Origin of the sequence: Pseudomonas sp. RSB 5.4 (assembly GCF_037126175.1) — a bacterium.
GTDB lineage: Bacteria > Pseudomonadota > Gammaproteobacteria > Pseudomonadales > Pseudomonadaceae > Aquipseudomonas > Aquipseudomonas fluorescens_H.
Genome location: NZ_CP146986.1, coordinates 2,985,620 through 3,001,207, shown reverse-complemented (window position 1 = coordinate 3,001,207; position 15,588 = coordinate 2,985,620). Strand labels below are relative to the sequence as shown.

Annotated in this window: 10 protein-coding genes, 1 pseudogene and 1 riboswitch; of the genes and pseudogenes, 9 read left to right on the top strand and 2 right to left on the bottom strand. The window is 61.2% G+C overall.

The window, feature by feature from the left end:
• Positions 1-23 precede the first annotated feature (23 nt).
• Positions 24-5,069, bottom strand: coding sequence for a DUF6543 domain-containing protein (locus V9L13_RS13500; protein ID WP_338802749.1), 5,046 nt, complete (start codon positions 5,067-5,069; stop codon positions 24-26).
• Positions 5,070-5,378: 309 nt separating this feature from the next.
• Here V9L13_RS13500 and V9L13_RS13495 point away from each other — a divergent pair, with 309 nt between their 5' ends.
• The 8 genes and pseudogenes from V9L13_RS13495 (at position 5,379) to astE (ending at position 13,245) form a co-directional block, all read left to right on the top strand.
• A complete protein-coding gene (locus V9L13_RS13495) occupies positions 5,379-6,599 on the top strand; it encodes an aspartate aminotransferase family protein (RefSeq protein ID WP_103522294.1) in 1,221 nt (406 codons plus the stop codon).
• 56 nt (positions 6,600-6,655) lie between these two features.
• Positions 6,656-6,754 (top strand): annotated as a pseudogene (locus V9L13_RS13490) (metal ABC transporter ATP-binding protein); the annotation flags it as partial.
• 48 nt (positions 6,755-6,802) lie between these two features.
• On the top strand, positions 6,803-7,822 hold the full coding sequence (gene aruF / locus V9L13_RS13485; RefSeq protein ID WP_007951057.1) for an arginine/ornithine succinyltransferase subunit alpha: 1,020 nt from the start codon (positions 6,803-6,805) through the stop codon (positions 7,820-7,822).
• A 51-nt stretch (positions 7,823-7,873) separates the two neighbouring features.
• On the top strand, positions 7,874-8,899 hold the full coding sequence (astA, locus tag V9L13_RS13480) for an arginine N-succinyltransferase (protein WP_003227276.1): 1,026 nt from the start codon (positions 7,874-7,876) through the stop codon (positions 8,897-8,899).
• On the top strand, positions 8,896-10,365 hold the full coding sequence (gene astD / locus V9L13_RS13475) for a succinylglutamate-semialdehyde dehydrogenase (RefSeq protein ID WP_338802867.1): 1,470 nt from the start codon (positions 8,896-8,898) through the stop codon (positions 10,363-10,365). Before astA ends, astD begins: the two co-directional genes overlap by 4 nt.
• A 162-nt stretch (positions 10,366-10,527) precedes the next feature.
• Complete coding sequence (astB, locus tag V9L13_RS13470; protein ID WP_338802747.1) at positions 10,528-11,874, top strand: N-succinylarginine dihydrolase; 1,347 nt, start codon at positions 10,528-10,530, stop codon at positions 11,872-11,874.
• Between the two features lie 57 nt (positions 11,875-11,931).
• Entirely contained in the window at positions 11,932-12,222 is a 291-nt protein-coding gene (locus V9L13_RS13465; protein ID WP_003227270.1) for a hypothetical protein, read from the top strand.
• Between the two features lie 12 nt (positions 12,223-12,234).
• Complete coding sequence (astE, locus tag V9L13_RS13460; protein WP_338802746.1) at positions 12,235-13,245, top strand: succinylglutamate desuccinylase; 1,011 nt, start codon at positions 12,235-12,237, stop codon at positions 13,243-13,245.
• Between the two features lie 155 nt (positions 13,246-13,400).
• Here the strand turns inward: astE and V9L13_RS13455 are convergent, their stop codons facing one another.
• On the bottom strand, positions 13,401-13,910 hold the full coding sequence (locus tag V9L13_RS13455) for a 6,7-dimethyl-8-ribityllumazine synthase (RefSeq protein ID WP_003227266.1): 510 nt from the start codon (positions 13,908-13,910) through the stop codon (positions 13,401-13,403).
• Positions 13,911-14,011: 101 nt separating this feature from the next.
• Positions 14,012-14,182, bottom strand: a riboswitch (FMN riboswitch).
• 290 nt (positions 14,183-14,472) lie between these two features.
• Here V9L13_RS13455 and ltaE point away from each other — a divergent pair.
• Positions 14,473-15,477, top strand: a complete 1,005-nt coding sequence (gene ltaE / locus V9L13_RS13450; protein WP_338802745.1) for a low-specificity L-threonine aldolase — start codon at positions 14,473-14,475, stop codon at positions 15,475-15,477.
• Positions 15,478-15,588 lie beyond the last annotated feature (111 nt).

The window sequence follows — 15,588 nt, the reverse complement described above, 5'->3', positions numbered from 1 at the left end:
ACCCCGGCAGAAACCGCTGACCGTCACTCATCGACCCCGGAATCTTCGGACGTGGACACCTCCATTTCCGCTCGTTCGATGACGTCCTCCACGCCGAAATCGATGCGATGCTTTCTGAAGTAGGCGATCAGCCGTTGCAGGCTGAGCTCAGAGAGCGGATTGCCCCGCAGGCTGAATTTTTCTGCACGTTCTTCTGGCAACTCCAGAATATCGCTGGGAACCTGGGTGATTGCGTTGTCGCTCAGGTCGGCGATTTCCAGGTGTTCGAGTTGCAGCAAGCCCGGCGGCAGGCTGGTGATGCCGCTGTTGTCCAGCATCAGCGTCGACAGATGGGTCATCTGGCTGACATCCGGGGTCTCGCCCAACGGGTTGTCACTCAGGTCCAGGTGATCCAGGCGCTCCATTTGCGCAAGCTCAAGGGCGTTTTGCGGCGTGATCGTCAGCTCGCACTGTGAGAGCGACAAATAGGTCAGGTCAGTCATGCGAAACACGGCCGGCGGAATGTGTTCCAGTCGATATTGGTAGATCGTCAGTCCTCTGAGACTGGCGAACGTCTCGACAAACTTGTCCACTCCGAACGTCTGGCCCGGCAGGCTTCTGAGGTACAAATGGGTGACATGGCTGAAATCCGCATTGAGTACGGGTAAGTCGCCGGAGATGATCGTCGCCAGGTTCAAGTCATGCAGTGGCTGGAGGTTCTGATCCGGTTCATCCTGCTCGGTTTCCCGTCGCCAGCACTGCTCAATGAGGGATTTGAATTCCTGACGTGCTGCACGCTCGTTCAACACCTGCTCGATCGTGAAGGGCTCGCCACTGATCGGGTGCAGGGCAGGGTGGTCGGTCGTCCAGTCGGCGAGGTTGCTACTCAAGTCGCTGTATTCAAGCTCCAGCCGTGCAAGTTCGCTTCGACCTTCGGCCAGGGTGCCGGGTAGCAGGTAGAAAAACTCACTGGCCTGCTCAAGGTCCATCTGCGTGTACAGCGCTTGTACGCGCAACAGATCAGTCTGTTCGGCCATTACGCCGAAGTCCTGTCGGGTGTCGTTGAAGTGGCGTTTGATGCGCTCCCGGTCTGCGCTGGCAATCGGATTGCCGCTCAGATCGAAGCCTTCCGGAACGTTGTTGGGCAGTTCGAAGAGAGCGAGATGCAACGACCGGATCTGGTTGTCGTTGAGCAGCGCAGTGCGCAAGAGCGGGCGCGTGACCAGGCCGGGTGGCAGTTCAAAAATGCCGGTCTCCGATACATCGATGTAATTGAGTCGGGGCATTTTTTCGACATTGGGGGTGAGTCCGAGCGGGTTCCTGAACAGGTCCAGGGTTCTCAGCTGAGTCAACGCCGCCAGTGTGGTGTGGCTCTCGGCTGTCAGGGTGACGCCGCAGTCGCTGAGAATCAGCTCGCGCAGTTGTGGTGACCGGCTGATCGACTCCGGCAGGTTGCCCAACTGGAAGTTGCGCAGTGCCAGGCGACGCAAGCCGGAGAAACAGTTCAGAAAGCTGTGTACACCCTGAGTACTGCCGACCCCCTCGATGGTCAGGTAGTCCACGTGACTGAAGTTCACTTCCAGCGCTGGCAGCTCTCCCATGATCGGCTGTGACAGGCGCAGATCGATGGTCTGCTCGGTGTTCTCCGGCAAGGAAACCTGCTGCTTCCAGCAGTCCAGGATGTCGACGCGCATCTGCCGCCGGCGATGGCGCTGGATCGCATATTGCTCGGTGGTGAGGCGGGTGCCGGTCTCTGGATGAACGAGCGGAACACTCTCCGCCCACGGATTCAGCATCGCGTCGAGGCGGTTGCGTTCAGCGATCAAGCGGCTGAGTTCGATTCGTGGGCCGTCCGGATGGCGTTGCAGGCGCTCGACGAACGCGTTGAGTTCTTCAGGCAGCAAGTGCGGCAGCAGCCAGTGGGCATGGGCGTGCAGCGTCGGCGTGTTGACGGGCATGCGCCGATAGCCGCTGGTTCCGCCACGCAGACGCATCACGGTGGGGTCGTAAGCGGGTTTGCGAATCGGATTTTGCGACAACAGGTTCAGCAACGCTTGACGGTCGAGCGCGTGGTCACGAATCAGCTGCTTGAGCTTCAGGTCTTGCGTGATGTGGATGTTCAGCGCCGAACGTTCTGCGTCGGGCAGGGCATGCAGCAGGGTTGAATACAGTGATCCCGGCGCGCTGAGCGACTCACCGGTAGCGTCGAACGGCTGATAGTCGCCCTGTTCGGTCAGTACCAACACTTTACGGACGAGGGCATCCTGTGCGCCGAGGCTGTCGATCAGTTGCCCGCTATAGGTGTAATGCCTGAGCTCCAGTCGCATGGTCTGCGACCAGCCCGGCAAGCGTGGCAGCGAATGGAGGGCCAGCCGATCGGTATCCAGATTATTGACTGTCGCTTGCAGCTCCAGCCCTTCAAAGGCTCGGGTTACGCGCACGTGCAGACCCGTCTCCTGGGTCAGGGTGACCAGTCTTTCGGAGAGTGTTCCGCGCTGTAATTGCAGGTATTCGGCATCACTTGCCGTTTCCAGTATCGATTGCGCCAACGCCTTGGGCAGGCCGGGTTCGGCATCCATCAGCACCTGTACCAGCGGGCTGGCGCCGCGCTGCAACTGGCGATACCGATCTTCGAACAGGTTTTGTCGTTTGCGCTGTGCCAGCTCGGCGACGGTGCGCCGCAGGTGGGTTGCGCGGGCTTCGGCCGAGGGAGCGGGCGTATGTGATGCTTCGCTCAATAACCGCCTTCTTTGCGATTCTGTCAGGCGTTGCAGGCAGGTCTTGAGCAGGTTGCCGTCGTCCAGTCGGGAGCCCTCGATTTGTATGAAGGGCACATCGGCGACGGGGCTGCGCCACAGGGTTCTGCCCTGGCGATCGATCAATTGCAGGCCCCGGTCAGCGGGCCAGTCGCCGTTGTCGAAAAGCAGTTGCAGTTGAGTGGCCGGGTCAGCCTTGAGGTAATCCTCGGCATGCGGGCTGCCAATCTGCTCGATGAACAATTGAATGTCCTGATCGATCTGCCAGCGCAACAGGGTGTCACTCAGCAATGGCGGCAACTGTTCGCGCTCGACGTGCATCTGGCGCAGGCTATTTTCCTCGCTGCCACTGATGTTCAGCAGGCGCTCCCGGAGAGCGGCAGGAAGGCGCTGCATCTGCGTACTGCTGCGGCTCAGCACGGTGGCCCGATTCCAACCCAGTGGCTGGTCAATTTCGGTTTGCCAGGCGCCTGCGGTGTTGTGCCTGAGTGCGGGTTTGTAAGCCTCGGGACGCGTTGGATGGTCGATGCGGTGGGTGCCCGTTTCGGGATCAAGGCTGACGGCATACACCTTGTCCTCAAGGGCCAGCAGGCTTTTGCCCTGGTGGGTTTGCAGACCCAGCACGTCGCTTCGAACGTCTTTGGGCAGCGTGCCAGACCACTCGTAAGGGCGCAGGTCGGGTTTCCAGTAGCGGGTCTTGCCATTGACCGTTTTCACCGGAATGAAGCGGTCGATGAATTGCACGACATCGGCAGGCAATAGCGCGCGAAACTCGCTGACGGCGATAGCGCCGCCAGCGGCGAAAGTGCCGACCTGCACCATGGACTCCACGATGCCCATCAAATGCGCGAACGCTTCGCCGGACTGTCCTTCGGCCCAGTCGACGATGCTTTCGAACGTCTCGTCGAGCAGTTGGTAGGCCGTGTAGGCAAGCATCAGCTCGCCGAGAAATGGCACGAATGGCAAAGCGACGAACGCGACGAGGTTGAGCAACGACTGTGCGATGTCCGTGAAAGAATCCCAGAGAGCCCAGCGCGCCTTGCGATCGACCATGGCCGTCGAGACGGCGATGACGCGGGCATCGTTGAGCATCTTGTCGAGCTTGCGCTGGTAGAGATACACCCACAGATCACCCCGGATCGGGGTCGCGACGATCTGCAGAGCAGGCCGCACGGTTGGATGCTCGCGCCAGGTGGGACGGGGATCGCCGACCGGCACGGGTTGCCAGGTGACAGGGCTGAGCACGGCCCGCAACTGACCGAAGAAAGCGCCGCGCTCGGCATGGTCGATGAAACGACTGAAGAAAACCTGATAGTCCGGATCGCGCAAGCGTTGCGCCAGCTCCTCAGCGAAGGCAGCGGAACTGGCGTATTCCTTGACCGGGTGTTGCGGGTCATCGGGAATGTAAGCCACGACTCGCGCTGCTGCGTGTGCAGCTTCAAGATTCGGCGCGAACAGCACGATGCCGGTCAGGCTGACTTTCATCATCGTCAGCGCATGGCAATGCCACGCCTGACGATTGAGGCGCAAATGCTGCAAGCCATCGAGCAGCCCGAGAATCAGGCGATGGACATCGGCTCCCAGCAGCTTTTGCATATAGGCCATTTGCAGGGCGGCGACCAGTGCGGCTTTGTCACTCGTGCAAACCTGCGGTTGCAGTACGGCGGCGACCAACGGATTGCTGATGCCCAGATTGTCTTGCAGATAAATGCTGTAGCGGCGCCCGATATCCAGTTCGCGACACAGGCGGGTGAAGGCAGGGATCGGCATCGCCTTGAGGATGTTCGGCAGCATGCTGAACTGACCTTCAGACGAGGGCTGGCTGACATAGCCCGAGGCGGACTCAAAGGCGTCAGCGGAGGTCTCGCTGCTTTCAAAATTGTGCAGCGTGGCGTCCAGCAGCGAGACGGTCCAGGTACGCGCGGCGCCGGATTTGAGGCGTAGCCATGGAACATGGTCGGGCAGGTACAGGCGCAGGCAGGTCTGCCGAACATCCAGGTTCAAGCCAAAGCGCTTTTCCAGTTCGGCGCGCAGCAGCGGTTCGGCGAACGCTTTGGGGTCCTGCAACCGGGCAAGGCTTCGTTCGACGCGGTTGTGTGCGGTCCAGTGCGCGGCATTCAGCGCGCGCAGTTTTGCATGCTCGTTGCGTGATGCTTGTTTGCGGTTGGCGGGCAGTAGCGGACTGGCCCTTTTCAAAGCCGCGCGCTTGTGTGCTGCAGCCTGACTCAACCATGTCGGGATGGCTTGGAGCAGCGGTTGATAATGTGCGTCCTGCCGGGGTAGCAGCAGTGTGTCGGGCAGTGCCGCGAGGGCGGGTGTAGTTTCTTGAATCATGGGGTGAGGCCGTTTGCCTGAGAAAGGTCTCTAGCAAACACCGGCCATTGATTCGATGTGCGGTACATATATACCGCACGCCACAAAACTCTCTTGATTAAGATCCCCGGTACGTCTGCGCAAACGGCGGCGTGCAGTTTAAACTGCGCCTTTGCGACGCTATATGTCGCATTGCCGTAAACCCGGGAAATTCCGGGGTTTGCGCTATAAGAAGTTGTCGCTTGGCGGCAAGGCCGGGCTGAAAACTGTCCTTACAATCCCCCCATCGCTCGCCAGTTTCAGGCGGGTGGCCCTCATCAGGAGACTCCGATGTCCGTTGAGCACGCTGCGGTACAACGCGCCGATTTCGACCAGGTAATGGTTCCCAACTACGCGCCTGCCGCTTTCATTCCGGTGCGTGGCGCCGGTTCCCGCGTCTGGGACCAGGCCGGCCGCGAGCTGATCGACTTCGCCGGCGGCATCGCCGTCAACGTTTTGGGTCACGCGCACCCAGCGCTGGTCGGTGCCTTGACCGAGCAAGCGAACAAGCTGTGGCACGTGTCCAACGTGTTCACCAACGAACCGGCCCTGCGCCTGGCGCACAAGCTGATCGACGCCACGTTCGCCGAGCGCGTGTTCTTCTGCAACTCCGGCGCTGAAGCCAACGAGGCCGCATTCAAGCTGGCCCGTCGCGTGGCGTTCGACCGTTTCGGCAGCGAGAAGTACGAGATCATCGCCGCGCTCAACAGCTTCCACGGCCGTACCCTGTTCACCGTCAACGTCGGTGGCCAGTCGAAGTACTCCGACGGTTTCGGTCCGAAAATCACCGGCATCACCCACGTCCCTTACAACGATCTGGCCGCGTTGAAAGCGGCGGTTTCCGACAAGACCTGTGCGGTCGTGCTGGAACCGATCCAGGGCGAGGGCGGCGTGCTGCCAGCCGAACTGGCTTATCTGCAAGGTGCCCGCGAACTGTGCGACGCGAACAACGCGCTACTGGTGTTCGACGAAGTGCAGACCGGCATGGGCCGTACCGGCCACCTGTTCGCCTATCAGCATTACGGCGTGACCCCGGACATCCTGACCAGCGCCAAGAGCCTGGGCGGTGGTTTCCCGATCGCTGCGATGCTGACCACCGAAGCGCTGGCCAAGCATCTGGTCGTCGGCACACACGGCACCACTTACGGCGGCAACCCGCTGGCGTGCGCCGTTGCCGAGGCAGTGATCGACGTGATCAACACCCCTGAGGTGCTGAACGGCGTCAACGCCAAGCACGACAAATTCAAGACCCGCCTGCAGCAGATCGGCGAGAAGTACGGCCTGTTCACTCAGGTGCGTGGTCTCGGTCTGTTGATCGGTTGTGTGCTGAGCGAAGCCTGGAAAGGCAAGGCCAAGGACATCTTCAACGCCGCTGAAAAAGAAGGCCTGATGATTCTGCAAGCCGGCCCGGACGTGATTCGTTTCGCCCCGAGCCTGGTGGTGGAAGATGCCGATATCGACGCCGGTCTGGACCGCTTCGAACGCGCCGCCGCAACACTGACGCAAGCCTGATAGACCCTTCGACGCCCGAGGATTTGGGCGTCGAACCCAATTTTTGATACCGGGCAATATCAAATGTGGGAGCGGGCTTGCTCGCGAATGCGGTGTATCAGTCGACATCTACGCTGACTGATACACCGCATTCGCGAGCAAGCCCGCTCCCACAATGTTCGGTGTTTTTTCTGTGATTTTTATAAGAGAAAAGGAGTGACACCATGCTGGTGATGCGCCCTGCGCAAATGGCTGATCTGGGCGAGGTACAGCGTCTGGCTGCGGACAGTCCGATTGGTGTCACTTCCTTGCCGGATGACGTGGAACGCCTGAGCGACAAGATCGCCGCAAGCGAAGCCTCGTTCGCCGCCGAAGTGAGCTTCAACGGTGAAGAGAGCTACTTCTTCGTCCTCGAAGACACCGCCACCGGCAAACTGGTCGGCTGCTCGGCGATCGTCGCCTCGGCCGGTTACTCGGAGCCGTTCTACAGCTTCCGCAACGAGACCTTCGTCCACGCGTCCCGCGAGCTGAAGATCCACAACAAGATCCACGTGCTCTCGCAATGCCACGACCTGACTGGTAACAGCCTGCTGACCAGTTTCTACGTGCAACGCGAGCTGGTCGGTTCGCCGTGGTCTGAGCTCAACTCCCGTGGCCGTCTGCTGTTCGTCGCCAGCCACCCGGAGCGTTTCGCTGATTCGGTGGTGACCGAGATCGTCGGCTACAGCGACGAGAACGGCGACTCGCCGTTCTGGGATGCGATCGGTCGTAACTTCTTCGACCTCAACTACGCCGAGGCCGAGCGCCTGTGTGGCCTGAAGAGTCGCACGTTCCTCGCCGAGCTGATGCCGCATTACCCGATCTACGTGCCGCTGCTGCCGGATTCCGCTCAAGAAGCGATGGGCCAGGTGCATCCGCGTGCGCAGATCACCTTCGACATCCTGATGCGCGAAGGCTTCGAGACCGATCACTACATCGACATTTTCGACGGTGGCCCGACCCTGCATGCGCGTGTTTCGGGGATCCGTTCGATCGCTCAGAGCCGTGTGGTGCCAGTGAAGATCGGCGAGCCGGTCAAAGGCGCCGGGCGCCAGTATCTGGTGGCCAACGCGCAGTTGCAGGATTACCGCGCGGTGCTGCTGGAACTCGATTACGCGCCGGGCAAACCGGTGACCCTGGATCTGGAAGCAGCCGAAGCCCTGGGCGTCGGTGAAGGTGCCAGCGTGCGCCTGGTGGCGGTTTAACGCCTTAGCGAGTTTCACGGGTGGCGAAGGCGGCCCGTTTGAGGAGATAGCATGATTGTTCGTCCCGTACGCAGCAGCGATTTATCCGCGCTGATCGACCTGGCCCGCAGCACCGGCACCGGCCTGACCACATTGCCGGCCAACGAAGAACGCCTGACCCATCGGGTCGGCTGGGCCGAGAAGACCTTTCGCGGCGAAGCCGGTCGTGGTGACGCGGACTACCTGTTCGTGCTCGAAGACGACAACGGTCGCGTGGTGGGGATTTCCGCCATCGCTGGCGCGGTCGGTCTGCGTGAGCCGTGGTACAACTTCCGCGTTGGCCTGACCGTCAGCGCCTCGCAAGAGTTGAACATCTATCGCGAGATTCCGACGCTGTTCCTCGCCAACGACCTGACCGGCAATTCCGAGCTGTGCTCGCTGTTCCTGCACGCCGATTACCGCACCGGTCTGAACGGTCGCATGCTGTCCAAGGCGCGCATGCTGTTCATCGCCGAGTTCCCTGAGCTGTTCGGCAACAAGATCATCGCCGAGATGCGCGGTGTCTCCGACGAGGCCGGGCGTTCGCCGTTCTGGGAGAGCCTGGGCCGGCACTTCTTCAAGATGGAATTCAGCCAGGCCGATTACCTGACCGGGGTTGGCAACAAAGCGTTCATCGCCGAACTGATGCCGAAATTCCCGCTGTACACCTGCTTCCTATCACCGGATGCGCGCAACGTCATCGGCCAGGTGCACCCGGACACCGAGCCGGCGCTGGCGATGCTCAAAAGTGAAGGTTTCAGCTATCAAGGCTATGTCGATATCTTCGACGCCGGCCCGGCCATCGAGTGCGAAACCAGCAAAATCCGCGCAGTCCGCGACAGCGAAGCGCTGGTGCTGGCGATCGGTACGCCGGGCGATGACGCCACGCCGTTCATCATCCATAACCGCAAGCGCGAAGATTGCCGCATCACAGCTGCGCCGGCCCGTCTGGCCGCTGGCACGCTGGTGGTCGATCCGCAGACCGCCAAACGTCTTCAACTCAACGCCGGCGATCAAGTGCGCGCCGTGGCGTTGTCTGCTGCTCGGGAGTCGAAATAATGAATTCGCTATACATCGCAGGTGAATGGCTGGCCGGTCAAGGCGAAGCCTTTCAGTCGCTGAACCCAGTGACCCAGCAAGTGCTGTGGTCGGGGGAGGGCGCCACCGCCGCTCAGGTCGAGTCCGCCGTGCAGGCCGCGCGTCAGGCCTTTCCGGGCTGGGCGCGGCGTTCGTTGGACGAGCGTATCAGCGTGCTCGAAGCTTTCGCCGCTGCCCTGAAAAACCACAGCGACGAATTGGCCCGCACCATCGGTGAGGAAACCGGCAAGCCTCTGTGGGAAGCCGCGACTGAAGTCACCAGCATGGTCAACAAGATCGCGATCTCGGTGCAGAGCTACCGCGAGCGTACCGGCGAGAAGAGCGGCCCGCTGGGCGACGCCACTGCTGTGTTGCGCCACAAGCCGCACGGTGTGGTTGCAGTGTTCGGCCCTTACAACTTCCCGGGCCACTTGCCGAACGGACACATTGTGCCGGCACTGCTGGCCGGCAACAGCGTGCTGTTCAAGCCAAGCGAACTGACGCCGAAAGTCGCCGAGCTGACGGTCAAGTGCTGGATCGAAGCCGGTCTGCCGGCCGGTGTGTTGAACCTGCTGCAAGGTGCTCGCGAAACCGGCATCGCGCTGGCGGCGAACCCGAGCATCGACGGTCTGTTCTTCACCGGCTCCAGCCGCACCGGCAACCACCTGCATCAGCAGTTCGCCGGGCGTCCGGACAAGATTCTTGCTTTGGAAATGGGTGGCAACAATCCGCTGGTGGTTGATCAGGTGGCTGATCTGGACGCGGCGGTGTACACGATCATTCAGTCGGCCTTCATCTCCGCCGGTCAGCGCTGCACCTGTGCCCGTCGTCTGTTGGTGCCGCAAGGCGCGTGGGGCGATAGCCTGCTCAAGCGTCTGGTGGAAGTCAGCTCGACGATTGAAGTCGGTGCGTTCGATCAACAGCCGGCGCCATTCATGGGCTCGGTGATTTCCCTTGGCGCGGCGAAAGCACTGATGGATGCCCAGCAACACCTGCTGGCCAATGGCGCGGTGTCGCTGCTGGAGATGACTCAGCCGCAGGCGCAGTCGGCATTGCTGACCCCGGGCATTCTTGATGTGACCGCCGTGGCCGAGCGTCCGGACGAAGAGCTGTTCGGCCCGTTGCTGCAGGTGATTCGCTACGCCGATTTTGCTGCGGCGATCGCTGAGGCCAACGATACCGCTTATGGTCTGGCGGCGGGGTTGCTGTCAGATTCCGAGGCGCGTTATCAGCAGTTCTGGCTGGAAAGCCGCGCCGGCATCGTCAACTGGAACAAGCAACTGACCGGTGCGGCGAGCAGCGCGCCGTTTGGCGGTGTCGGGGCTTCGGGCAACCATCGCGCCAGCGCCTACTACGCCGCAGATTACTGCGCGTACCCGGTGGCGTCGCTGGAAACCCCGAGCCTGACGCTGCCGGCGGCCCTGACGCCTGGCGTGAAAATGGTGTGATGCCAATCGCTGGCAAGCCAGCTCCCACAGGATCGCAGGCGTTCACACATTTTGTGTCCGACGCGATCACTGTGGGAGCTGGCTTGCCAGCGATGGCCGCGCCGCGGTCTCAAAGAATAGTTACTGAAGCCTATAACAACAGATTCTCGTGGAGCCTCGCTGATGAAATCCTATGAAGTCAATTTTGACGGTCTAGTGGGGCCGACCCATAACTACGGCGGTCTGTCCTACGGCAACGTTGCGTCCCAGAGCAACAGCCAGCAATCTTCGAATCCGAAGGAAGCGGCGCTGCAAGGCCTGGCGAAGATGAAAGCGCTGATGGAAATGGGCTTTCAACAAGGCGTGCTGGCGCCGCAGGAGCGTCCGGACGTGGCCGCTTTGCGCCGTCTGGGTTTCAGCGGCAGCGACGCGCAAGTGATCGAGCGCGCCGCGAAAGAAGCCATGCCGTTGCTGGTCGCCAGTTGCTCGGCATCGAGCATGTGGGTGGCCAACGCCGCTACCGTCAGCCCGAGTGCCGACACCGCTGACGGCCGCGTGCACTTCACCGCCGCCAACCTGAACTGCAAATACCACCGCAGCATCGAACACCCGACCACCAGCCGCGTGCTCGGCGCGATGTTCGCCGATCAGCAGCACTTCGCCCATCACGCCGCACTGCCAGCCGTTGCGCAGTTCGGTGACGAAGGTGCGGCCAACCACACGCGTTTCTGCCGTGAATACGGCGAGGCTGGTGTCGAGTTCTTCGTGTTCGGTCGCAGCGCGTTCGACACCCGTTACCCGGCGCCACAGAAGTACCCGGCGCGCCAGACTCTGGAAGCCTCGCAAGCGGTGGCGCGTCTGCACGGTCTGCGTGACGAAGGCGTGGTTTACGCGCAGCAGAACCCGGCGGTGATCGACCAGGGCGTATTCCACAACGACGTGATCGCGGTGGGTAACGGCGAGGTGCTGTTCTATCACGAGGATGCGTTCCTCGACACCGAGCAGATGCTGGCCGAGTTGCAGGGCAAACTGGCCAAGGTCGGCGGCAAGTTCCAGTCGATCTGTGTGCCGCGTTCGGCGGTCACCGTCGACGACGCGGTGCGCTCCTACCTGTTCAACAGTCAGTTGCTGTCGCGTCCTGACGGTTCGATGCTGCTGATCGTGCCGGAAGAGTGCCGGGGCAACGAGCGCGTGTGGAACTACCTGCAAGGGCTGACCAGCTCCGGCGGCCTGATCCGCGAAGTGAAAGTCTTCGACCTCAAGCAAAGCATGCAGAACGGCGGTGGCCCGGCGTGCCTGCGACTGCGCGTCGCGCTCAACGAAACCGAGCTGGCGGCCGTCAATCCAGGGGTTATCATGACGGCCCCGTTGTACGGTTCGTTGACCGCATGGGTTGAAAAGCACTACCGCGACCGCCTGAGCGAAACCGATCTGGCGGACCCGCAGTTGCTGCTTGAATGCCGGACGGCACTGGATGAACTGACGCAAATCCTTAAACTGGGCGCGGTTTATCCATTCCAGATTAATTGATGGCCGGCGCGTCGCCTGAACGCGGCGCGCGGCTTGTCTACCCAAGAGAGTAAAAACATGAGCGATTCCCTGCAGCTGATCCTTGAAGACACCGACGGCACGCAACTGCAAACCTCGTGCACCCGCGTCGCGGTCATGTGGCAAGGCAAAGAGCTGTGGATCCAGCAGGACGGCCGTGGCCAACTGCTGATCGGCGTGGACGTCGAGGAAGGTGACGAAGAGTACGCCAACCTGCTGCTGCGCCCATTGGCAACTAATCTGGTAAGTCTGCAATTGGAAATGGAACCGGCTGACCTCGGCGATGACGAGGAACATGTGCACGGCCCGGATTGCAACCACGACCACTAAGGAAACCGCTCTATGCTCGCCCTCGGCAAACTGCTTGAACTGACCCTCGCCGGCCGCGAACCGGCGGAGAAGACTCAACTGACTGTCGAAGGCGTGCGCATGCGCTGGTTGAGCGAGGGGGCGCTGGAAGTCCGGCCACCCGAAGCGCGCGACAATGGCCTGGACCTGCTGCTGTCGGCAGGCATCCACGGCAATGAAACAGCGCCGATCGAGTTGCTCGATCGGCTGCTGCATGACATCGCTCGCGGCGATCTGAAGCCGCGTGCACGCATTCTGTTCCTGTTCGGCAACCCGGAAGCGATTCGCAAAGGCGAGCGCTTCGTCGAGCAGGACGTCAATCGGCTGTTCAACGGCCGGCATGAACAAACCAGCGGTTCCGAAGCCATCCGCGCCTGCGAGCTGGAACGGCTGGCGGCAAGTTTCTTCAGCCTGGCGGATCGTCAGCGTCTGCACTACGACCTGCATACCGCCATTCGTGGTTCGAAGATCGAGCAGTTCGCGCTGTATCCGTGGAAGGAAGGTCGCCAGCATTCGCGCCGCGAACTGGCGCGCCTGCGCGCTGCCGGGATGGAAGCGGTGTTGCTGCAGAACAAGCCGTCGATCGTGTTCAGCTCCTACACCTACGACAAGCTTGGGGCCGAGTCCTTCACCCTGGAGCTGGGCAAGGCGCGGCCGTTCGGGCAGAACGAAGGGGTGGATGTTTCACGTCTGGAAACCCGCCTGAAGCAGATCATCGAAGGCAATGAGCCGGATCTGGCTGAAGAAGGCCTGGACGGTTTGCAGCTGTTCAGCGTCGCCCGGGAAATCATCAAGCACAGCGATGCGTTCCGCCTGAACCTGCCGGCGGACATCGAAAACTTTTCCGAACTGGATGTGGGTTATGTGCTGGCCGAAGATCTGGCCAATACCCGCTGGATCATCGAGGAGGAGGGCGCGCGGATCATCTTCCCCAATCCCAAGGTCAAGAACGGCTTGCGTGCCGGCATCCTGATCGTGCCGGCCACCGACGAACATCTCGCCTGACCCAATTTCCGGTCTGATATATAACCCTGTGGGAGCGAGCTTGCTCGCGAATGCAATCTGGCATTCAACATTTGAGTTGGCTGTCAGTCCGCTTTCGCGAGCAAGCTCGCTCCCACAGGGGAATGAGTGAGACCAAAAGCCTCACTCATGGTCTATCAGACGGCGACCGCACGCGGCTCTGTGCGACGCAGCGCACGAACCTTCTGCAGCGTATCCGCGCAAGTCCGCGCCGCTTCCTGACCCTTGTGCACGAAGTGCTCGAAGAAGAATTTCTGATGTTCTTCACCGGCATGGAAGTGATGCGGGGTCAGGGACACCGAGAACACTGGCACTTCGGTTTCCAGTTGCACCTGCATCAGGCCGCTGACCACTGACTGGGCAACGAATTCGTGACGGTAGATGCCGCCGTCCACGACCAGCGCCGCCGCGACGATGCCGGCATAGCGACCGGTCTTGGCCAGCAACTTGGCGTGCAGAGGCATTTCAAAGGCGCCGCCGACTTCGAAAAAGTCGATGTCCGATTCCTGATAACCCTGGGCCAGCATTTCGGCGACGAAGCCTTTTCGGCTCTGGTCGACGATTTCCTTGTGCCAGCAGGCCTGGATGAACGCAACGCGCTCGCCGTGAGGGTGTTTGGTTTTGCTGTCGATAGCGGTGGGTTGCATGTTCTGACTCCTGTTTGTGTGAAAAACAGGGCGTTATGAATCGAAAGGGATTCAAGGGTACGCACGAGCACACAAGCGCGCGGGCGGCCCTTTGGCGTCAATCCCGTTCTCTCTTCATCCGGACTATGACCGTCGGCCCCGGAATCACACCGGGTCTGCTGACCTTGCCGCCGATCACCGCCAATGCCGTGTCGTCGCCAAGCGCTCGCGGGCTATGCGCATTGCGCGCAATTACCGCCGGTGGGGAATTACACCCCGCCCTGAGAACGTTTTTGCCGCCCTTTCTCGGGCGGCGCAGCGTTTTTATCACAGATTTTCCGGCCTTGCACAGAACCTGTGGGAGCGGGCTTGCTCCGGGCGGCGTTCCGACGAAGGCGGTGTGTCAGTCAGCAAATTGACTGGTTGACACACCGCTTTCGCGAGCAAGCCCGCTCCCACATAGGTTTGCGTCCTTTCAATAAGTAATGTGCTTTTTCTCACTCAAGGGTTGATTAATCGGCGCCATGACCGCAGTAATTCACCTTCGAAAAGGGATTTCCCCTGCTGACCAGAGGCCAGGTTCATGAGCGTTATCGATCTTCGCAGCGACACCGTCACCCAACCGACTCCTGCCATGCTCGACGCGATGACTGCGGCGGCTACAGGTGACGATGTGTACGGCGAAGATCCGACGGTCAATCGTCTGGAGGCGGAACTGGCAAAACGCCTGGGCTTCGCCGCCGCGCTGTTCGTGCCAACCGGCACCATGAGCAATCTGCTGGGCCTGATGGCGCACTGCGAACGTGGCGACGAATACATCGTCGGCCAGCAGGCGCACACCTACAAGTACGAGGGCGGTGGCGCGGCGGTGCTCGGTTCGATCCAGCCGCAGCCGCTGGAAGTGCAGGCCGACGGTTCGCTGGATCTGGCTCACGTGGCGGCAGCGATCAAGCCGGACGACTTTCACTTCGCCCGTACCCGTCTGCTGGCGCTGGAAAACACCATGCAAGGCAAGGTGCTGCCGCTGGAGTATCTGGCCCGGGCGCGCCAATTCACTCAGGACCATGGGTTGCAGTTGCACCTGGACGGCGCGCGGCTGTACAACGCGGCGGTCAAGCTCGGGGTGGATGCCCGGGAAATCACTCGGCATTTCGATTCGGTGTCGGTGTGCCTGTCCAAGGGCCTCGGCGCGCCGGTCGGTTCGGTGCTGTGTGGCACTGAGCAACTGATCGGCAAGGCCCGGCGTCTGCGCAAAATGGTTGGCGGCGGCATGCGTCAGGCCGGGTTGCTCGCGGCGGCGGGGCTGTATGCGCTGGATCACAATATCGAGCGCTTGGCGGATGACCATGCCAACGCACAGTTTTTGGCCGAAGGCTTGCGCGAGGCCGGGTTCAGCGTCGAGCCGGTGCAGACCAACATGGTTTACGTGCAAATGGGCGATCAGGCTGAAGCGCTCAAGGCGTTTGCCGCCGAACGCGGGATCAAGTTGAGCGCCGCGGCGCGCTTGCGCATGGTCACGCACATGGACGTCAGTCGCTCGCAAATCGAGCAAGTGATCGCGACATTCGTCGAGTTTTCGCGCAAGTGACAGCGTTAGCCGCCCAATTGACCGTTACTATCGTATAAACACGCTGTACCCCACGCGAAGGGCCGATATAATGCGGCCCTTTGCCGTCGTTTCGTCTGTTGACGTTTCGTA

Bases quoted from the DNA above. Each gene is read 5' to 3' on its own strand.
- V9L13_RS13500 (WP_338802749.1), bottom strand. From the start codon at position 5,069: ATGATTCAAGAAACTACACCCGCCCTCGCGGCACTGCCCGACACACTG.
- V9L13_RS13495 (WP_103522294.1), top strand. From the start codon at position 5,379: ATGTCCGTTGAGCACGCTGCGGTACAACGCGCCGATTTCGACCAGGTA.
- aruF (WP_007951057.1), top strand. From the start codon at position 6,803: ATGCTGGTGATGCGCCCTGCGCAAATGGCTGATCTGGGCGAGGTACAG.
- astA (WP_003227276.1), top strand. From the start codon at position 7,874: ATGATTGTTCGTCCCGTACGCAGCAGCGATTTATCCGCGCTGATCGAC.
- astB (WP_338802747.1), top strand. From the start codon at position 10,528: ATGAAATCCTATGAAGTCAATTTTGACGGTCTAGTGGGGCCGACCCAT.
- V9L13_RS13465 (WP_003227270.1), top strand. From the start codon at position 11,932: ATGAGCGATTCCCTGCAGCTGATCCTTGAAGACACCGACGGCACGCAA.
- astE (WP_338802746.1), top strand. From the start codon at position 12,235: ATGCTCGCCCTCGGCAAACTGCTTGAACTGACCCTCGCCGGCCGCGAA.
- V9L13_RS13455 (WP_003227266.1), bottom strand. From the start codon at position 13,910: ATGCAACCCACCGCTATCGACAGCAAAACCAAACACCCTCACGGCGAG.
- ltaE (WP_338802745.1), top strand. From the start codon at position 14,473: ATGAGCGTTATCGATCTTCGCAGCGACACCGTCACCCAACCGACTCCT.